The following is an 18886-nucleotide window of genomic DNA, read 5'->3' as shown; positions in this document are numbered from 1 at the left end:
CAGAGTATGCACAGTGGAGCAACGTTTTCGTATACTAAATGAATGTCGTTTTTCATCACGTTTTTGAATTTGAAAATGAAAAGATCATCGTGTAATAAAATGAAGAAGGGGAGAGTTCAGTGAATTTTAGCAAAGTGAAAGTAGAAGTGTTATTACCAGAAGAATACATAGAACCATTGCGAAATAAATTAAACAATAGGGATGTCTTAACGATTGGGGAATATGATCATGTTGTCTCGTATTCACATGTTAATGGATATTGGCGACCGAAGAAGGACGCTAAACCGTTTAATGGAGAGGTTGGAAAGGTCTCATTCGGAACGGAATGCAAAATGGAGTTTCGTTGTCCCTATACAGACATTGAAGAAGTGAAGAAAGTGATTTTAAGTATTCACCCATATGAAGAGCCGATTATTAATGTGTTACCATTATTGGACTAAAGGGATTGTCAATAAGCAACTATCTTCAAGGTAGCGCGTGAGAGGAAAAATTGACATTGGTTATCAACGTAAGTGTTCAAATGAACGTTAGGAGTTTTTCTTTTACGAACGTTAACAAAAGTAGAATGCTATTATTGGATAATGATAAACGTATTGAGTCATTCTGCAAATGATATCCTGCACTATTCGTTAAATTAATAAGGTGAAAAATATATGGAAAAACATTCTAATTTTGTTATTATGGAAATGGATAAACAATCTATTTAAGGGGGATGGAAATGAAAAAATTACTCTTCTTATTGGTAACCATGATGGTTTTGTTGATAGGGTGTAGTAATGGTTCGGATTTACAAGAATATGAGCATTCTAGTTTAAAGGATGATTTAAAGGGAGAGCCGTTTCAAGCAAAATTGCCGACAAAACTGCCGTTTGAAGTTGAGTTAGCTACATTTACCCCAGCTCCAACAGAAGAACAGAAAGAATCAATCCAAACATTTCAATTTGATGGCATTAACGGGGAGTTGTTAGATATGAAGGCCTTCAAAAATGAGGTGGATTATGGAGAAATTGATAAAGAAGAAGTAACGATTGGCGGAGAAACAGGTTATTATTTTGAGAATGAAAATGATGCGAAAATATTGATATGGATTAATGAAGGAATGAATTATGAATTAGCCACAATGGAGAAATCCATAACGAAAAATGATTTAGTAGAAGTAGCAAAATCAATCAAATAAACTTAGAGACATGAACCATTGCCTTTTAGAATGACGTTTAACTTAGCAATGGTTCATGTCATTTTTAAGATGGATATAGGTTTTGCAAGCGCCGCTTTTTTACTTCCCACATTGTACTTCAGTGGAGTGGAATCAAATGGTTGGTAATGAATATGAAATCGAAAAGAAAAAGGTTTATTAAAAAAGGGATAACTCTTCTATAATGAATGTCCTTCAAGAAAGGGTAGTGAAAACGTAATGACAAACAGAGTAAATATTATTCGACAAGAAGAAAAAGATTATCACGACTATTGTTACGATAACTATAAACTGTTTGAACAAGGCTCATGGCTATATAAGCCTGTTAAGTCAGTATTGGATGTCATGTCTTACTTTGAAGGTGTAGATGAGATGAAGGTACTAGACTTAGGTTGTGGAGTTGGTCGAAATAGTATTCCAATCGCCCAAAAGGTAAAAAAAGAAACGTCTAAAGTAGTTTGTGTTGATTTTCTTGATTCTGCAATGGAGAAATTAAAACAATATAGTCGAGAATTTAATGTGGAAGAAGTGATTGAACCACATCAAGAGAATATTGCAAACTTTGTCATTAAACGAGCTGAGTATGACTACATTCTTGCCGTTTCTAGTTTAGAGCATGTTGATTCCCGAGAACAACTGGAGAACGTGTTGAAGGATATGAAGAATGGAACAAGATTAAATGGTGTGAACTGTATAATTGTTAATTCAGAAGTCGAAGAAATAGATAAAGAAACCGGAGTTTCATTAGATGCATATATGGAAGTAAACATTTCTACGAAAGAAATGATGAATATTCTTAAAAGTACATACAGTGGTTGGGAAGATATATTAATCGTACCGAAAAAATTAGAATACCAAATTATGCGGCGCGGAAAGCCAGTGCTCTTTAAAACAACAGCCATTACTTATATTGTTAGAAGGAGTTAAAATCTGTCTACTAATGAGAGGGTTCATTTATCAAAAATACGATTTTCACCCAAAAAAGAACTTTACCTTTACTAATACCTATTTTCAAACGAAGAACAAACAAAACTTGTCCTTCTTACATATACTATAATAACTCTAATTATAGAAAGGAGGATAACGAATATGGTATTAAGAATTGTACCTACTATGTTTCCAACTGTACAGGATGCCATTGACGTGTCGAGCGAAGGCGATAGCATTAAAATACTTGCTGGAAAGTTTGACGGGTTTGAAGTCACGGTCGATAATTTAAAGATTTTCGGTTGTGGCATTGGACGGACGATTATTGAGGGGGCACCTGCACAAGGGAGTAGTAGTGGTGTGAGTGTGGGTGCTGAACGAATCATTCTACAAAATTTTACGGTTCAGGGGTTCGAATCTGGTATTTTTTTTCAGTTATCCGCTAATCAAAACCTTTTGAAAAACATTGAATCTAAAATTAACAGGACTTCTGGATTTTCTATAAGTGGAACCGACCATTTAGTCCTGGACTGTGTAGCGTTATTAAACGGGGTGGGATTTGATTTTGGACCCCTAGATGAAAATACCACACTATTTAGAAATAAAAGTTTCCAAAATAATACAGAAGGTTATCGTAATATTATTGAAGCTAGAAGAACTCGTTTTGTTAATAACTTGGCTAAGAGAAATGAAGGCGCAGGATTTCAATTGTCTGGTGATCGGCATCAAATTCTTATCAATACATCTCTTGAGAATACCGCACAGGGAATTGTGTTTCGTGACAACAGATATAATTTAATCGAAAATAAAATCTGCAATAACCTTTCTAACGGAATAGAAGTGGATATTTCTGTCGATAGCATCATCGACTCCAATATTGTTCGAAACAATGGTACAGATATGACAGACGCAGGCATCTTAGTTAACAATGGTGTAACTGGTAGCACGATTCGATTTAACAAAGCGAGAAATAATTCCGAATTTGACATTGAGGCTGTTCCACCTGCAGACATGAATAATACATTTGATGGAAACCAGTGTGGGAGTAGTGACCCTCCTACCATATGTGGTTCTTAATAAGCAAAACCTCTTTTTTTAATAGAGAGGTTTTACATAATATAGGAATAGTTAATATGTTCATGTGTTTATAAGTACATTTATTAAAAATACGATTTTCACCAATGAAAATTATTTAATTAGTCCAACCACACCTTGCCCTCCTTCCAAATAATATAGTAATTCTATTAACGAAGGGGGGAAACGATATGGTAATACGAATTGTACTGACTATGTTTTCAACGGTACAGGATGCCATTGACGTGTCGAGCGAAGGCGATAGTATTAATATACTTGCTGGAAAGTTTGACGGGTTTGAAGTTACGGTCGACAATTTAAAGATTTTTGGTTGTGGCATTGGGCGAACGATTATTGATGGGGCACCTGCACTAGGTAGTGATAGTGGTGTGATTGTGGGTGCTGAACGAACCATTCTACAAAATTTTACGGTTCAGGGGTTTGAAGCTGGTATTTTTTTTCAGTTATCCGCTAATCAAAACCTTTTGAAAAACATAGAATCTAAATATAACAGGACTCTTGGATTTTCTATAAGTGGAACCGACCATTTAGTGCTGGACTGTGTAGCGTTATTAAACGGGGTGGGATTTGTTTTTGGACCCCTAGATGAAAATACCACACTATTCAGAAATAGAAGTTTCTAAAATAAGACAGAAGGTTACCGTAATATTATTGAAGCTGCAAGAACCCGTTTTGTTATTAACTTGGCTATGAGAAATGAAGGCGCAGGATTTCAATTGTCTGGTGATCGACATCAAATTCTTTTGATTGCATCCTTTGAGAATCTAGCACAGGGAATAGTGTTTAGTAGCAACAGATATAATGTAATCGAAAATAAAATCTGCAATAACCTTTCTAACGGAATAGAAGTGGATATTTCTGTCGATAGCATCATCGACTCGAATATTGTTAGAAATAACGGTACTGATATGATAAACGCAGGCATCTAGTTAACGATGGTGTAACTGGTAACACGATTCGATTCAACAAAGCGAGAAATAATGTCGAATTTGTCATTAATGCGCCAGGCAATGCTTTTAATGACAATACCTTTGATGGAAACCAGTGTGGGAGTAGTGATCCTCCTTCCATATATGGTTCTTAATGAGCAAAACCTCTTTTTGAAAAATAAAGAGGTTTTACATAATGGAAGAATAGTTAATGTGGTGTTCATGTGTTTATAAGAATATATTAATATTAACAACGGAACCGTTCGTGTTGCCATTGGAAAACGAATATGATTTGACCTGATTCATCAAATATTCGATAATAGTAGTTTATGGAATAAATGAAAAATGTTGAAAGGTGGATAGGTGATGAATGGTCATATTAGAGTAAGAGCTGGGGCAGTAATTATTGAACATGACAGCATTCTATTAGTGGAATTTCATGATGAAAATGGATTACATTATAATTTGCCAGCAGGTGGCGTGGAGCCAAATGAGACGGTCAAAGAAGCTGTTCGAAGAGAAGCATTAGAAGAGGCATCAGTTGATGTGGAAGTAGGGTCTATTGCCTTTGTATATGAATATGCCCCACATGAAAATAATTTTAAATATGGAGAAACGCATTCTTTACAATTGCTATTTGAATGCTCAATGAAAGAAGGAAGTACAGCGAGAATGCCAAAAACGCCTGATACTAACCAAACGGGGGTAAGGTGGGTACCACTTACCGAATTGAACAGCATCATTCTTTACCCGAATATTCGACAGCAGTTGATTGATTATGTTGGGGAGAAGGAAAATATAAACATAATCGAAGAGATTTCATTACCGGAGTATCGGTAAAAGGAGCAAAAATTGAATTGTAAAACGGAGAATTATTAGGATTTCAACTTTGTTACAAGGGGTTGAGAAAATATTTAGATGAAGCTAGTAGAGATTCAAAGATAGTGGGACATTAGCAGAACTTTACTTAGATAAAATCCCACACTCTAAAATGAACATATACCCATTTTTTTCATCATTTTCTCAATCAATAGCCATAATAATTGTAAGTATTAAAAGAGAAATACCTACAGATACAAAGATAAAAGCAGTTACCGTATTATACTTACTAATATTACTCCTTTTTGCTATGTATGTGCCTCCTACGATATACATTATAGACAAAAGTAATAAAACTATATATATCCATAGTAACAATCAAAACATCCCTTTCTTTAATATTTACTACTCTTTACCATTATAATACAATCAAAGTTTTCTGCTGAGAACCTGAAAAATAAAAAAGCCTTATTCAAAGGGCTATATGTTACATATCTAAAAAATCATCTACTTTTGCACTTGAATCAATTCTTCTTAACAAGCACTTATCAAAGAAGCCTGCTTATGATCGGAGCTTTAGGATAGCAGAAGCAATCAAAAATACATCTAATTATATTCTTTGTCATTCAAAATGTGATTTAAAAATAGGCTAAGTGTGATGCTGTCACTTAGCCTTAAAAATCGAAATCTATAATTAGTGAAAGGATGTAGCATGACTAATAGTGATTCTACATTAAACTATGCTCGTTTTCATATTGTGATTGGGTGTTTGTCTACAAACGATGAATAGGCTTATCTAGATTTAATGTCAATTAACTTTATCATAAAATGGGCGAAGGCTTACTCTAGTCATACAGGCCTATTTTGATTTGATATTTGAATCATAAAAAACAGCTAAGAAATAGTTTTGTACTATAAAATCTATCTCAGGTAAAGCACTATTCTATAGCATCTAAAATATTGTGGGTAATGACTTTAAAAAGGACTTTATGAAATTTTATATTAATATATAGATTTACGTTATTAATCTACATCATATCTACAATATTTGCGAAAACAGGCTTCCTATAATTAGATAGAATATCTGCTTTGAAAAATCTAACTATCATTAGTTAAAATATTGACCGATTTCGTTTTTTTGTTTATAATCTAATTATCGTTAGTTAGTTTTTAGAGAATCATATTTTTCGCTGTAATGGTGAAGATAATAAGTAAAAAAATGAATGGAACGGAAGAGGCTCGTTCTATGGGAACAGCCATTTGACGAAGCACATAGAAAATCCTGATTTTTGGAGTGGTTTAACGAATGACCCCGAGCCAGAAGCCGGCAAAATAAACTAGATAATATTAGATCTAGATCAACGTACCAACAAGTGATAACACTAGAGAGGGAGTGCATAGTAATGGCGTGGGTTTTTCTTATTATTGGAGGAATTATGGAAATAGGCTGGGCCTTTGGATTGAAATTTTCAGAGGGGTTTACTAATATCCCTGTTGCCATTCCGACTATTATATTGATGATTTTAAGTTTCTGGAGTTTTTCAAAATCTTTAACCTATCTCCCTGTTTCAACGGCTTATGCCGTGTTTACTGGAATTGGAGCATTCGGGACTGCTTTTGTCGGAATGCTGTTTTTTGGAGATCCTGTTAGTGTGACAAAAGTAATCTTGCTTTTACTCTTAATCAGTTGCATTGTTGGATTGAAATTAGTATCCGATGAACCTGAAACAGAAAAGGAGAGATAATATGAGTTGGTTTTTTCTAGTTATTGCTGGATTAATGGAAGTAGGAGGAGTCATTTTCCTTAAACTATCGGATGGTTTTAAAAAGTTTAAACAAACAATAGCCTTTATATTGTTTTTAGGATTAAGTTTCTTCTTTCTATCCCTGTCACTCAAAGAAATTCCTATTAGCATCGGGTACGGTATTTGGACCGGAATTGGGGCAGCAGGAAGTGTTCTATTAGGGATGTTTCTATTTAAAGAACCAAAAGATATGAAAAAATTACTATTAGTTGGTGGAATAATCTTCAGCATTGTTGGACTAAAATTAGTGTCCTAGTATTACATTTTATTCATTAGGTGGAGGAGAGAAGTATGAATAAAGGTGAAAAGACAAAGCAGAAAATTTTAGATAATGCATTAGTCCTGTTTTCGACTAAAGGATATGAAGCAACCTCACTCAAGGACATAGCGTCAAGTATAGAAATTAAAGCTCCATCCATTTACGCTCATTTTTCTAGCAAAGAAGTTCTATTTGAAAAGGTTACTGAATATGTAAAGACGGACTATATAGAATTTATAAGAAAACAAGCAGTTGATTTACATTTATTTTCATCAAAAGAAATGCTTTATGAATTATTAGTAGAGTTAAATAAATACTTTTATAATACTGACTTAGGTCTTTTTATTAAAAAATTTGGGTTCGTTCCCCCAGAAAAATTTAAAGTGCTTCTTAATAATATGTATGCTGAGACAGAAAGAGAAATTGAAAAGCTATTATATACTATTCTAGAAGGGGATTCGAAGGAACGATTTGTCGATAAACAGTCGATAGTTACTTCTTTTCTTTGTATATTAGATGGGACACTTTTTTATCTGATGAATTTCCCTTACGAGGAGTATGAAAGAAGATTAAATCGAACTTGGGAAGTATTTTGGAACGGAATCGTTATAAAGTAAAGAATCGCCATAAATAGGGCAGTGAAAGAAAAGACTTTGTTATTAGTCTGACGGACAGTACACTTAAATATAAGTCATTTTAAAGAGGTAGTAAGTCCTAGAAAACGTAAGAAGCGTATTTTGATATTTAAAATACGCTTTTTTTAATGGCTTGAATACGTTGTTAGCGTTAATAAACGCAATAAGCACGCAAAATAATAACATATTATACCAAAAAAATAGATCTCTTCAATATGGGGAAGGAAAGTAAAGTTGAGCAATAGAAAAAACTGATTATCACAATTCAAGCTTTTTAACGGAAGCTAGATTGTAAAGATCATCAAAACTACATAATTGATGTAGTTCAAGCAAGCATAGTTAGAAACGGGCTGTCGAACAATCGTAAGTTCCCCCATACAGGCATTTAATGAAATAAGAGTTTATTGAGTTGATGTTGGCAACACCCTTTTATTGGATACCAATCTTCTATATTAGTCTGAAGACTATTTTTGAATATATCAATTATCTTGTATTGATCTTATCTTTTCGACATTGGAAGGAGTATGCCTTCATGTCGGGAATTATTTATTTCAAACGTATATTTATATTATGTATTTTGCTTAAAATAGTTGTTGCTATCTTGGTCAAGAAAAATCGTTTTACTAATGCCATAGTGTGTCTTCATTGTAGAAGTGTATTGGTCAAGAAAATGGTATATATCGTGGATGAACGCATAACGATAGGACGACTACTCACACGTTATTTTCTTAAGGTGTGAATAAAGTTAAAAAAGCTGCTTACAAAGGATCCGTGAAACAACCTTTATTAGTAGGTTATAAATACATATGTAGAAATGTTACAGCAGGCTGATTAATTTGAAAGTAAAATTTATTATGTCAAGTCTAATACAATCTCAGATAATCTATGCCTAATGATTAATTGAATTTTTCTTGCTTTTTCCTGAAATTCTTTAAGATCCTCTGCTTGAACCTCCCAAGAAATTTTTGTTTCTTTCTCTAATTTAAGGATTTCTTCTTCTATCCAAAATTGAGATTTTTCATAAATATCTTTCGCAAACCGTTCATCTTGAAATTCGTCAGGACATTTAAAGTTGAGATTATATAACCATTCTTGAAAATCCTTTTCACCAAATTCAACTAGTCTTTGTTTCAATACTTCAATTACGTTCGTTAAAAGGTTTTCTTCAAAGTTTTCTTCCTTCATTTTCTGTTCAAGCTTAGCTAATGTGAGGTTACTTAAATCCTTAGTATCCAACCACATTATGTCTTTTATAGTCTTCTTTAATCTCTTTTTCATAATATCACTCTTTCTCTCACTTCTAAATATTACCACAATGGTATCACAAAATTAGACGTTGCATATAGAAATACAAGGCTTTTTTTTCACTTAAATGGAGTTAATATATTTGTAGAGGTCAATTAGTAACTCACGATGACTCAAGGTGAAGAAAGCAAAATAGGATAAAAAAGTAGAAACTAAATTGAAATAAAACCAAAATAACCATATTAATGTGATCTTATCTTCCTACGAGTCAATCCACTTTTTCATCACGTTTACATAATTACAAAATGAATGATGAAATTTTTTCATTTAATGGTAAAATAAGAATGAATGTTCGATTTTAGCATTTACCTAGATAGTTCGGGTTCAAAAATAGTAGGGGTCATTCTTTAGAGTGGTCGTTAGACAACAAGTAGTAAATTTTTGCTAAACTGACAATCTATCATTGGGGGAGTAGAGATGAAAAAGACATTAACCATAATTCATACGAATGATCTTCACGGGAATTATGAACAATTATTACGACAATCCGCATACATAAAGAATCGAATAAGTGAACTGAAAGCACAAAATGAAAGCTATTTATTGTTAGACGGTGGAGATCATTTAGATATGAGTATTAACGAGTGTCTAGCTACTAATGGCGATATGCATTTAGATATGCTTGCTGATGTCGGATACCATGCGATGTCAGTCGGAAATAATGAGTTATTACGATCGACTCCAGCACTAATACGAGAGCTTAGCTTAAAGTCAAAGGTGCCTTGGTTATTATTAAATTTAGTAGAAAATGACGGGAACATAATTGGTGGGATGAAGGAATCCTTGCTCGTAACGCTAACGAATGATGTAAAGGTCGGGCTTTTTGGCGCAACCGATCAATTTGGGAATGTTTATGAAAATAAACATGACTTTAGAAATCGAGATACTGTTACGTCTATCAAAAAAACGGTGGCTGATTTAAAACAAAAGGGGGCAGATATCATTGTTTTCCTTTCACATTTAGGATATGACGCCGATGTGAAAATAGCGAAAGAAGTTAGTGGATTAGTAGATGTCATTGTCGGAGCGCACACTCATACTGTACTTGAGAGTCCGGTTGAAGAATCGGGTGTCATTATCGTACAAGCAGGATCCTATGGACAATATGTTGGGGAGTTACGTTTGATATTAGATATAGAGAATAGTAGTAATAAAATAGAAGGCTATGAAGGAAATTTAAGTGAAATAAAGCTGGAATCTGATATCGACCCGAGTATGGAAGCGATTTTGGAAAAGGGAAGAATGGAAACAAATGAGTTTCTTTCAGAAGTTTTAACTGTAAAGGATACCCCCCTTCTTCATAAGGATGTCATTCAATTAATGGCAGAAGCTGTTCGTGACCATTGGAATGCAGAAATTGGTCTAATGTATGGTGGCGCTGCTGTAGCAGGTTTACAATCGGGGAATGTGACAAAAGGGGATGTACTGAATATATGCAAAAGCATGCACTCTCCCGTATTGATTGAGCTAAAGGGTGAACAAATTTTAGGGTTAATTAAAGATAGCTATAAAGAAGAGGTTTCCTCAAAGCTCGTATATGGTAATGGGTTTAGACCGCACGGAATTCCAATCGGCTCTTTAGCTTTCTCTGGAATAAATTGGGATTATCAAGATGGTGTACTCTCCAATGTTACAGTAAACAGAGAACGTCTAAAGGAAGAAAAAGTATATAAAATAGGGACCGGAACACCAATGCTGTACGATGAAGTATGTGGATATTCTTCTGTTAAGGGGAATAAATTATTGGATGTTGGAAAAACAGAGATGGTGAAAGATGTGTTTATAAGCTTTTTAAAGAAAACTAACCGCGAATTAAATCCAGTTTAAAGAAATTATTAATCATTTATTTAGGTGCTTTTATGTTGTGAAAGCGCCTTATCTATTTTTCGTAAACGAAATATTGGGTAAGCCTTAACTATAGAGGAATTAACCAAAATTGAATTGCTGTCGTAACTTCATGAGAAAACCTTCCCAAAAACAAACTGCAGGATGATTGGGTTCTGCCCCCCAAAGCTAGTATTGGTCGAAGTGACCAGCCTACAATAGTAAAATTTAACGTGCAATATATAATAATCATCGCATGTGCTAGATGCCAATTCCTACTACACAAATGTGTCTGTAGTTCCTATTGAGGTAGAACTACTTGGAATAGTTCAACAGACAGAGATATACAGCCCAATAGTTAAATGCTTATGGAGACCCAAATGGCGATTTGTCTGGTGCATATGTTCATATCCACCACACCATAAAAATACGGTTGAAATGAGGTATATTTATGAATCGAACTCGAAAAATAATTAGCAAATCTTTAATTGGATTAAAAGAAATTCTCAATAATAATAATCAAATGAAAGTCCTTGGAGAAGAAGGAACTGTTTTAGATGTAAAATGTACTTTTAATGATCCTTCTAATACAGAAGAGTTAAAACAATACGAGGAATCAACGGGATTACTATTACCTGATGATTATCATGAATTTCTACTTATTCATAATGGAGCAATCATATTTGAATTATTACTAAATGGCTCATTAAACATCGGTGGTGGGCTTTATTTATTTTCTATTGAAGAGGTTAAAAGTACAAAAGAAAAATTGGCTTTTGAACAAAACCACTATCCAATAGCAAGACTTTTGGAAGGCCATCATTTAGTTGTAGATGTAGAAAGAATAAAGAATAATGATAGTAATTACCTATTAATCATTAATCCTTTTTTTAATGAAACTACAATTCTCAACTTAAATTTCGAGCTTTTTCTTGATCGATACCTTTTGTCACAAGGGTCATCCTTTTGGAATTGGTCAGTAGATACTGCCGAAAATTATTATAGAACACATAGTGATAATATCTAATACGCCTAAAGAGTTATATCTATATTGGTAAGACTAGTATTAGGGATATTATTCGTTGTAGCAGCGACAATATATTTTATATTGTAAATATTGAAAACGGATTGACTGCTTTTGTACCATTAATGATTGTTGCCCATTTGTTATAAATAAATTGGTTTTAGTTTTTACTGTTAAATTAGGAGAAAGTAAGTACTTCTTAACCCTACTAAATCTAATAGAAGCTCTTTAATTGTAAAATTCAATCTTACGTAATGAAGGGTTTCGCTGTTTTTTATAAAGGATGTAAGCAAGTAAATGTTCAACTATATTTAAATTCAGTATGGTTCATGGAGCCTGATTTACATAAAAAATCAAATCAGTAACAACTATTGGAGGGGAAGCTATGAAAGAATGGTTTGGGTCCGCTGCGGTTTGTATGAATGAAAAAAATGAACTTCTCATGGTGAGAAGCATTGGTTCTGAAGCATGGGCGGTTCCTTCTGGCGGAATAGAAGTAGGAGAAACAGCTGAAGAGTGTTGCAAGCGGGAAGTGAAAGAGGAAACGGGTTACGAAGTGGAAATTATTAACCGCCTTTTTATAAAAGAAACAGAAATAAAAGGGATACAAGTGAAAACCTTTTACTTTAAAGTGAGAAAAATGTCACGAATTCACGGAATCATGGACCCAGACGATACAATCATTGCAGCAGAGTGGAAAACTTTATGTGATGTACAAAAAATAAATCATGCTTATCCTGAAGATAAAGAATTTCTGATTAACTTAATGCAAAATGCTACATCATCTCTTATTTATTGAACGAGAATAATAGTTTTTTACTATTTAACTAGGTCCATCTACAGTTTTCTAGGTTAGAAAATGATACGGAGTATACGTTCTTATCAAGAGTTTGAATAATATTCATAATTTTTACAAAAATAAGCTTACCAATAGAACGAAAATGCGTAATACTATAGATAATGTTAGGGATTTCAAAAAATGATAAAGAGCTTGACCAATAGGAGTGAGTCGAGATGAGAAGGATTGGTCTATATGGGTCGTCCTTTGACCCTGTAACAAATGTGCACCTTTGGACTGCCAGCACAATAGCGCATCGCTGTAAGTTGGATTTGGTTATTTTCTTGCCTTGTTCTCATCGTAGAAGAGATAAAAAGATGAAAACGTCAGATCAACATAGAAAAAATCTGTTGGAGATGGCAATTGAGGGGAATTCCAAATTTATTGTTGACGACTATGAGATGAATCAAGAGGTATGGAAAATCGATACGTTTTCAACAATGAAGCACTTTAAAAAGCAATATCCCGAAGATGAACTATATTTTATGATGGGGGCAGATTTATTAGAGGATATAGGAGAAGAAAAGTGGGATAACAGTCAAAAATTAATTGAAGAAAATCGATTTATTGTGATGGCAAGAGAAGGTATTGATATGTTACATGTCATTAGTAAATATCCTATATTAAGAAATCAAGACGATGGTTCCACTTTCCATTTAGTCGATAAAGGGTTAGCGATGGAAATTAGCTCGACCTACATAAGAGAAGAATTTAGCCGAGGTGGGGAGCCTAGATATTTACTCCCAGAGAAATGCTATGTTTATATTAAAACAAATGGTTTGTATGGGTCAAAAGGTTAAGAATCATTGAACTTTGTCAAAACAGAAACGCTCCTCATAAGGTGCGTTTTTTTTTGTCGGAAGCAGTTGTGGAAGAAACATACTGATTTCCACGATAGAACGAGACAGGATAAAGGAACGATTAAGGATTCAAGATAATTTTAGCGTCTTAGCAAGGTCATAACCAATATACTTTGTACTAAAAGGAACAGAATTTTGTTTTACATGTTAGCCTACCAATAACGTTTATTTTAATGATGACATGATAGGCTTGTAATGAAACTAAATAGTTGTGATCATTTTTGCCACAATCATGACAGCTATTTACATATGAAAAAGACCACTCAATTGAGGTAATTGAGTGGCTTTCATGATGCTGACTTATGTTCACAATATTATGGAAAGAGCAGCTTGTTTAGCTGTAGGCGTGTCGAAGTTCTACCCATAAAACAATTATGGTCCTTGTTGCACGAAAACGAGGATAAAGCTTCCTATGATGGAACCGCCAATAACTGCTCCAATGATGATGGTAGTGCTTAACTGTTTGACGCTCTCTTTTATTGACTCTTTGTTATCGCTGTGATCACTCAAAACCTCTCCTCCTCCACATGAAAATGCTTAGAAACACTTTTTACAATTATTTTTGGTTTTCAGCTAATTTAATAAGGGTTTTGCAGAGTCTAACTAGACAGATTAATAGAACCACCACGATGATAACCACAACAATTAGTGTAAGGATGCCAAACACTATTCCTAATGTAGTGGGGTTAAAGTTACCGATTTGACCAAGCGCTGCTAATGTTACCTCAGCCAATGCAATAGGTACTAATAATAAACCTCCAAAGAGTGCCAAAGCGACGGCTAAACAACAGTCTTTATTCAAAGAGCTACCCAAGGTTTAGTTCACCTCCAAAGATGTTTGAGAGAGGATATCTCACTCTAATATATTTACATGCTTATTAAAATATGTAGTAACTTTTCAATTTAATTACCTCTTTTACCAGACATGTCAAGTATCATTGGACAACAAAAGGTAACATGGCTATCTAAATCTGTTCGAGTCAAATTTCGTTATAGTTCGTTTAATTTTTAAAGACACATAATAAGATAGGCTAGCTCATAAAGTGTAAGCGTGTTTACTAATTTAAAAATGAGATGATATCAACACGAAGAAAAAGAATGTTGTGCGTGTAAGGGTGTAGGCGCTACACTTTGTTGGGCTTCATTTTCGAACGCCATTGTTATTGGAGCAGCCTTATTTGTATTAGGTTTCGGGGAAATATGGGATGCTGTGGTTGTCATTCCTACTATTACAGTTTTGGTTATCGGGGTTATTTTTGCTGTAATATTGGATGTGATGTCCTTACCGTTAAATTTGTGCTTGATTGTTTGAAAGATAAAAAATCGTCATTAAAATACCGTTTTTCTAAAAATTTTTTGAGTGCTTCAAAACGAAATTAATGGTGAATAGTGTTTTCGTTCAGCTCTTTTTTAACCATCCTCATTGTAATTAAATTGGAATTATTATGAACGAAAAAACAATTGTAGTTCAGAATGATTTTGGAACCATTCAAGCTGCAGTCGATAATGCAGATTCCGGAGATATTATATTGGTGAAAGAAGACGATAGCCCTTTTTTAGGAAATATAACGATCGGGACGGATAGGATCAAGTTAATCGGAGAAGGGAAAGAGATGCCTGCGATAGAGGGAGGAAATCAAGGTACAATACTTGATGGGACAACGGGAGTATTAGTTAATAATTTATTATTCAAAACAATTTTGAGGACGGTTTTTCAGTAGAACCAGATAACAATACCTTTAAAGGAAATTCCGCTATTGAAAACGGTTTTGGAGGTGAATTTGCATTTAGTGGTTTTTTGTAACAGAAATCTCATTTAATAATAAGTTCAAAGGAAATACTGCTAATAATAATGCTTTTGATGGTTTCTTCTTTGAAAAAATACAGAAGATAATGATGTGTTCTTTAATCAAGCATTTCATAATAATGATACATATATCGAAGAGCTTGGTGATGACAATTTTAAAGAGGATGAATGCCTTAATAGTAACGATGCAGATAGTTGTAATTAATCATTCTTTGTATTCCTCTTGGGGTGCTTTTTTTGTAATAATCGCATTTTATTAAGTTAATACATACAATAATATAGTGAGTTGGAGGGTAAAGCGTTCTCCCCCCACGTGTTAAATGAATTTATTTGTTTAAGTCTTCTTTCGTGATTTTACTTCGAATATTTGTATCATGAGACGATTCGGTATCGTGCTTTTTATTGTTTGGATATTTGTTTTTACGTTCTCGATTATCATTTTTGTTAGTCATGATTTTTCCTCCTTTCAAAGTTCAGTTGTTATGTTTCCCAAATTATAGCGGAAATACTATAGAAAAAAGTCCGATTGTTATTCTGAAAAATATCGGACTTTTTGGTTAATAAGGCTATATTTTTTAAGATAAATTGGACTGTAAACATTCGTTATCCTTTCAAGAAAATGATTCCTACATTGTTGAATGAAAAAAGGCTCGGTTCGTTAACATTTCTTCTTGTTTTGTTTTTGATTCAGGGTGATTAGTAAACAATGATCTGATCATGTTTAAAAATGTTAGCAAATACGCTCTCTCCCTTCTATTTGAAGTAGTGACGGAAATAGGCTTTTCGGTCAAGGAGCTCTTCTTTAGAACGATTTAGTTCAGCTTGTTCAATGGTCCTTTTTTTCTTCTTTGTTGCTTTTTTTTGTTTCATTTTTTCTTCTTCTCCTTTTAATTTCTTGATACTATCATTTTACGATCCGCCTTTAGCTATTGAAACGAACTACGGAACGGATTCATTTCCGTCCTCAGACGGAATCTAATTACAACTTAATTTTGATGTAAGAACGTTAAGTAAAATAGTTAACCTCGTAAATGTTGTATGAATAATGCTTATTTCGCCATACGAAGAAAGAATTGATTAGAATTAAAGGTGCGAATGACATTACCATCAAAAAATTCCATATGCTACAGCAGTAACAATCATAAGGAAATAAAGGGTGGATGTAGTCGTTGAAAGCGGAAACAAGAGAAGTCCTACTATTGATTTACAACAACACTGTATTACGTAGAAAACAGGATCATCCAAATGAATATCTTCACTTTTTTCAATTTCGCTTAAGCATAATTATCGAATCCTACTCATAATGTAGAAGTGTCCTCGTATAGTAATTGAAAAATAATAAGTGGGGTGAACTTGGTGACGAGTAAAGAAGAGAAAAGTTGTTGTGCGTGCGAAGGAGTAGGGTCTGCTCTTGGGTGGGCTTTATTTTCAAATACCCTTTTGATTATTGCAACGTTAATCGTATTAGGTTTTGGTGAAATATGGTATGGTGTCGTGGTGGTTCCTACTATTGTTGTTCTAATTTTCGCGTTAATCGTTCAAGTGGTTCTCATCATCCTTGTAATAAGATTTGTCATTAAATGTTTAAAAACAAAGTACTAAATGGAAGGTTCTCTACAATAAGAAACAATTGAATATGATTGTCACTTACTTAAAGGAGGAACTAGAGAGTAATTATAGGGGAGTAGTTGGCCATACTTATATGAGGTCATTTTCGTAATAAGGCGTGAGGAACGCAGAAGACGACTATACGTTCAGTAATGACTGGTGAGCAAATAGAAGCTTTTACAACGAACACTTATCTCCCATGCTATCATAGACAAAACATAGTGAACCTCCAAATTAATTGTAGTAAGTAATACGGTAATGATAGGGCTGAGAAGCCTTTTTTTTATTTGTTATTATACTCAATGTTACCCTCCATTTTTCAAAAGGTATTCCGATGCTGCGACTAGAAATCATACTACTTGTTTTTGCCACCTAGGCGTAGTAGTAAATACGTATCAATTTTTATTTTAAATGGAGTTTAGTCCTTTTCTTTTTAAGTGCATAAACTAAAGAAAAGACTAAGTAAAGGAGGGTGACGATGGGACCGTTTGGAGGCTTTAACGGATTTAACCCTTTTAAGATGATGAAAGACGCAAACCCCTTTAATCTTCAATCACAAATGAAGGATATAATGGAAAAAAATTTATCGTTTGATCCAAAATCGTTGTTTGGTGGTTATGATCGAGATGAGGATGAAAAAGACTCAGAAAGTAAGACAGAAAGTTACACTGTTTTTGAAACACACGAGGATGTATATATTCGGATTCCGATTGATTCAACTGAAGTAAATCCTAAACGTATTAAAGTGTTTTATACGTCAAATCGAGCGACCATAGTTAACTACCCTGAAGATGGAAATCGCGAGCAAGTAATTTTACCTTGTACAGTAAAACGAAATGGAGGAAAAGCGGTATATCGTGACGGTGTTTTAGAAGTAAAAATGGTGAAGGATTGGGACCATCACTATACAGAAATTGATATTCATCTATAAAATGAAACCTTTTGCCATTATATACGTAATAAAGAGTATAGGGAGAGTGCTTACTTAATAGTCAGCACTGTAAAATCACACGACATTGTTAGGGGGAAGAAGATATATGATTTGGATTATATTGCTTACTCCATTTTTACTCGTTCTTATTTACGCAGGATGGCATGATTGGAAGGGAAAAAAATATAGTCAACAACGAGCGCAAAATGATAATGAGGACCAAGCATATGTAGAAGCTCATATAGCAATCAATCATAATAGGCATAGTAGTCATTATAGTAATCATAGTAATCCTGGTTCTAATGACTCAGGGGGTCAGTAAATACGACGCTTTCCGATGTATAGAATGATTTCTTTTTAGGTAGACTAAAAGGAAATAGACGGAAGGTGTTGTAACATATGGCAAAAGTAGAGGTAAAATGCTCAATCTCAAATTGCACGTATTGGGGAAAGGGAAACCAATGTACAGCAGATCGTATTCAAGTGGATTTAGATGCTCACGCTGACCATTCCTATGAGATGGCGGTCGAATTAGGTGAGTTTTTTCATCAGGATTATGCTGATACATCTGCGGAAACATGTTGTAAGACCTTTCAACCTAAAAAATAGACATTCGTGAATGGATGTCTTTTTTATTTGTTGTATTTTTCTGTTGTAGGTTTTGGTCTCGCTACTATGAGATGGGTGTAATTTCTTGAATGAGTAGTTCATAACGAGTTCTAGGAACTATGGCTAATTTTGGTTCAAATAATTATAAAGATTCCTGAAAGAAATTGATGCACCTACCTTCGGTAAATTGGATAAAAGTGTGGAAATCTTAAAACCCTCAATCAAAGTCTCCTTTAAAAATCTGTCTAAATTTATCGTCGCCCTCTCCGTAAAAAAACCCCTATTTATTGACTCTTACGTTACGTAATAATTTATAGTGGCAATTGAAGGAGGTACAAAATAAATAGCAATCGTTAAGTTCAGGTTCCGTTCCTAGCTTCAGGGCTATACTCATATGAATCTTTCACTCTTTCAAT

Annotated in this window: 23 protein-coding genes; 19 read left to right on the top strand and 4 right to left on the bottom strand. The window is 33.9% G+C overall.

Translation table 11 applies throughout. The features are described 5' to 3' along the window. Positions 1–119: 119 nt before the first annotated feature. The 10 genes from WAK64_RS13355 (at position 120) to WAK64_RS13310 (ending at position 7646) form a co-directional block, all read left to right on the top strand. Complete coding sequence (locus WAK64_RS13355; protein ID WP_336587482.1) at positions 120–440, top strand: YqfO family protein; 321 nt, start codon at positions 120–122, stop codon at positions 438–440. A gap of 278 nt (positions 441–718) precedes the next feature. After that, a complete protein-coding gene (locus WAK64_RS13350; protein ID WP_336587481.1) occupies positions 719–1177 on the top strand; it encodes a DUF4367 domain-containing protein in 459 nt (152 codons plus the stop codon). A gap of 237 nt (positions 1178–1414) precedes the next feature. Beyond that, the gene (locus WAK64_RS13345) at positions 1415–2122 is read left to right on the top strand and encodes a class I SAM-dependent methyltransferase (protein ID WP_336587480.1); all 708 of its coding nucleotides are present in this window, start codon (positions 1415–1417) and stop codon (positions 2120–2122) included. 162 nt (positions 2123–2284) lie between these two features. Further along, positions 2285–3199 carry a right-handed parallel beta-helix repeat-containing protein gene (locus tag WAK64_RS13340; protein WP_336587479.1) on the top strand — a complete coding sequence of 305 codons (915 nt, stop codon included), beginning with the start codon at positions 2285–2287 and terminating at the stop codon, positions 3197–3199. A 188-nt stretch (positions 3200–3387) separates the two neighbouring features. Beyond that, positions 3388–3840, top strand: coding sequence for a right-handed parallel beta-helix repeat-containing protein (locus WAK64_RS13335; protein WP_336587478.1), 453 nt, complete (start codon positions 3388–3390; stop codon positions 3838–3840). 93 nt (positions 3841–3933) lie between these two features. Continuing rightward, the gene (locus WAK64_RS13330) at positions 3934–4146 is read left to right on the top strand and encodes a hypothetical protein (RefSeq protein WP_419465950.1); all 213 of its coding nucleotides are present in this window, start codon (positions 3934–3936) and stop codon (positions 4144–4146) included. 366 nt (positions 4147–4512) lie between these two features. Then, complete coding sequence (locus tag WAK64_RS13325) at positions 4513–4986, top strand: NUDIX domain-containing protein (RefSeq protein ID WP_336587477.1); 474 nt, start codon at positions 4513–4515, stop codon at positions 4984–4986. A 1382-nt stretch (positions 4987–6368) separates the two neighbouring features. Beyond that, the gene (locus WAK64_RS13320) at positions 6369–6710 is read left to right on the top strand and encodes a DMT family transporter (protein WP_336587476.1); all 342 of its coding nucleotides are present in this window, start codon (positions 6369–6371) and stop codon (positions 6708–6710) included. Position 6711: 1 nt separating this feature from the next. Continuing rightward, on the top strand, positions 6712–7026 hold the full coding sequence (locus tag WAK64_RS13315) for a DMT family transporter (protein ID WP_336587475.1): 315 nt from the start codon (positions 6712–6714) through the stop codon (positions 7024–7026). 35 nt (positions 7027–7061) lie between these two features. Continuing rightward, entirely contained in the window at positions 7062–7646 is a 585-nt protein-coding gene (locus WAK64_RS13310) for a TetR/AcrR family transcriptional regulator (RefSeq protein WP_336587474.1), read from the top strand. 870 nt (positions 7647–8516) lie between these two features. On the opposite strand, the gene WAK64_RS13305 is transcribed toward WAK64_RS13310, so the two are convergent. Next, positions 8517–8942 carry a hypothetical protein gene (locus WAK64_RS13305; protein WP_336587473.1) on the bottom strand — a complete coding sequence of 142 codons (426 nt, stop codon included), beginning with the start codon at positions 8940–8942 and terminating at the stop codon, positions 8517–8519. Between the two features lie 444 nt (positions 8943–9386). On the opposite strand from WAK64_RS13305, the gene WAK64_RS13300 reads away from it, so the two are divergent. The 4 genes from WAK64_RS13300 to nadD all read left to right on the top strand — a co-directional run bounded on the left by WAK64_RS13300 (position 9387) and on the right by nadD (position 13455). Further along, positions 9387–10796 (top strand): bifunctional metallophosphatase/5'-nucleotidase, encoded by a 1410-nt coding sequence (locus tag WAK64_RS13300; RefSeq protein ID WP_336587472.1) that lies wholly within the window; start codon positions 9387–9389, stop codon positions 10794–10796. 448 nt (positions 10797–11244) lie between these two features. Beyond that, positions 11245–11820, top strand: coding sequence for an SMI1/KNR4 family protein (locus WAK64_RS13295; RefSeq protein ID WP_336587471.1), 576 nt, complete (start codon positions 11245–11247; stop codon positions 11818–11820). 382 nt (positions 11821–12202) lie between these two features. After that, the gene (locus tag WAK64_RS13290) at positions 12203–12616 is read left to right on the top strand and encodes an NUDIX hydrolase (protein WP_336587470.1); all 414 of its coding nucleotides are present in this window, start codon (positions 12203–12205) and stop codon (positions 12614–12616) included. Between the two features lie 215 nt (positions 12617–12831). Further along, complete coding sequence (gene nadD, locus WAK64_RS13285) at positions 12832–13455, top strand: nicotinate (nicotinamide) nucleotide adenylyltransferase (RefSeq protein WP_336587469.1); 624 nt, start codon at positions 12832–12834, stop codon at positions 13453–13455. A gap of 432 nt (positions 13456–13887) precedes the next feature. Here nadD and WAK64_RS13280 read toward each other — a convergent pair whose 3' ends face one another. After that, the gene (locus WAK64_RS13280; protein WP_336587468.1) at positions 13888–14025 is read right to left on the bottom strand and encodes a hypothetical protein; all 138 of its coding nucleotides are present in this window, start codon (positions 14023–14025) and stop codon (positions 13888–13890) included. Positions 14026–14071: 46 nt separating this feature from the next. Next, entirely contained in the window at positions 14072–14329 is a 258-nt protein-coding gene (locus tag WAK64_RS13275; RefSeq protein ID WP_336587467.1) for a hypothetical protein, read from the bottom strand. A gap of 631 nt (positions 14330–14960) precedes the next feature. Between WAK64_RS13275 and WAK64_RS13270 the strand changes: the two genes are divergently transcribed. Beyond that, on the top strand, positions 14961–15236 hold the full coding sequence (locus tag WAK64_RS13270) for a hypothetical protein (protein WP_336587466.1): 276 nt from the start codon (positions 14961–14963) through the stop codon (positions 15234–15236). A 412-nt stretch (positions 15237–15648) separates the two neighbouring features. Here WAK64_RS13270 and WAK64_RS13265 read toward each other — a convergent pair whose 3' ends face one another. Beyond that, entirely contained in the window at positions 15649–15774 is a 126-nt protein-coding gene (locus tag WAK64_RS13265) for a hypothetical protein (RefSeq protein ID WP_336587465.1), read from the bottom strand. Positions 15775–16678: 904 nt separating this feature from the next. On the opposite strand from WAK64_RS13265, the gene WAK64_RS13260 reads away from it, so the two are divergent. The 4 genes from WAK64_RS13260 (at position 16679) to WAK64_RS13245 (ending at position 18470) form a co-directional block, all read left to right on the top strand. After that, positions 16679–16924, top strand: a complete 246-nt coding sequence (locus WAK64_RS13260; RefSeq protein ID WP_336587464.1) for a hypothetical protein — start codon at positions 16679–16681, stop codon at positions 16922–16924. Positions 16925–17408: 484 nt separating this feature from the next. Continuing rightward, positions 17409–17861 carry an Hsp20/alpha crystallin family protein gene (locus WAK64_RS13255; RefSeq protein ID WP_336587463.1) on the top strand — a complete coding sequence of 151 codons (453 nt, stop codon included), beginning with the start codon at positions 17409–17411 and terminating at the stop codon, positions 17859–17861. 106 nt (positions 17862–17967) lie between these two features. Beyond that, positions 17968–18183, top strand: a complete 216-nt coding sequence (locus WAK64_RS13250) for a hypothetical protein (protein WP_336587462.1) — start codon at positions 17968–17970, stop codon at positions 18181–18183. Between the two features lie 77 nt (positions 18184–18260). Beyond that, a complete protein-coding gene (locus WAK64_RS13245) occupies positions 18261–18470 on the top strand; it encodes a DUF1540 domain-containing protein (RefSeq protein WP_336587461.1) in 210 nt (69 codons plus the stop codon). Positions 18471–18886 lie beyond the last annotated feature (416 nt).

This window comes from Bacillus spongiae (genome assembly GCF_037120725.1).
In the GTDB taxonomy this organism is placed as follows: Bacteria; Bacillota; Bacilli; order Bacillales; family Bacillaceae_K; genus Bacillus_CI; species Bacillus_CI spongiae.
This window is presented reverse-complemented; position numbering and strand designations above follow the sequence as displayed.

Bases quoted from the DNA above. Each gene is read 5' to 3' on its own strand.
- WAK64_RS13300 (WP_336587472.1), top strand. From the start codon at position 9,387: ATGAAAAAGACATTAACCATAATTCATACGAATGATCTTCACGGGAAT.
- WAK64_RS13305 (WP_336587473.1), bottom strand. From the start codon at position 8,942: ATGAAAAAGAGATTAAAGAAGACTATAAAAGACATAATGTGGTTGGAT.
- WAK64_RS13350 (WP_336587481.1), top strand. From the start codon at position 719: ATGAAAAAATTACTCTTCTTATTGGTAACCATGATGGTTTTGTTGATA.
- WAK64_RS13335 (WP_336587478.1), top strand. From the start codon at position 3,388: ATGGTAATACGAATTGTACTGACTATGTTTTCAACGGTACAGGATGCC.
- WAK64_RS13245 (WP_336587461.1), top strand. From the start codon at position 18,261: ATGGCAAAAGTAGAGGTAAAATGCTCAATCTCAAATTGCACGTATTGG.
- WAK64_RS13315 (WP_336587475.1), top strand. From the start codon at position 6,712: ATGAGTTGGTTTTTTCTAGTTATTGCTGGATTAATGGAAGTAGGAGGA.
- WAK64_RS13265 (WP_336587465.1), bottom strand. From the start codon at position 15,774: ATGACTAACAAAAATGATAATCGAGAACGTAAAAACAAATATCCAAAC.
- WAK64_RS13290 (WP_336587470.1), top strand. From the start codon at position 12,203: ATGAAAGAATGGTTTGGGTCCGCTGCGGTTTGTATGAATGAAAAAAAT.
- nadD (WP_336587469.1), top strand. From the start codon at position 12,832: ATGAGAAGGATTGGTCTATATGGGTCGTCCTTTGACCCTGTAACAAAT.
- WAK64_RS13325 (WP_336587477.1), top strand. From the start codon at position 4,513: ATGAATGGTCATATTAGAGTAAGAGCTGGGGCAGTAATTATTGAACAT.
- WAK64_RS13270 (WP_336587466.1), top strand. From the start codon at position 14,961: ATGAACGAAAAAACAATTGTAGTTCAGAATGATTTTGGAACCATTCAA.
- WAK64_RS13310 (WP_336587474.1), top strand. From the start codon at position 7,062: ATGAATAAAGGTGAAAAGACAAAGCAGAAAATTTTAGATAATGCATTA.
- WAK64_RS13320 (WP_336587476.1), top strand. From the start codon at position 6,369: ATGGCGTGGGTTTTTCTTATTATTGGAGGAATTATGGAAATAGGCTGG.
- WAK64_RS13255 (WP_336587463.1), top strand. From the start codon at position 17,409: ATGGGACCGTTTGGAGGCTTTAACGGATTTAACCCTTTTAAGATGATG.
- WAK64_RS13340 (WP_336587479.1), top strand. From the start codon at position 2,285: ATGGTATTAAGAATTGTACCTACTATGTTTCCAACTGTACAGGATGCC.
- WAK64_RS13250 (WP_336587462.1), top strand. From the start codon at position 17,968: ATGATTTGGATTATATTGCTTACTCCATTTTTACTCGTTCTTATTTAC.
- WAK64_RS13295 (WP_336587471.1), top strand. From the start codon at position 11,245: ATGAATCGAACTCGAAAAATAATTAGCAAATCTTTAATTGGATTAAAA.
- WAK64_RS13345 (WP_336587480.1), top strand. From the start codon at position 1,415: ATGACAAACAGAGTAAATATTATTCGACAAGAAGAAAAAGATTATCAC.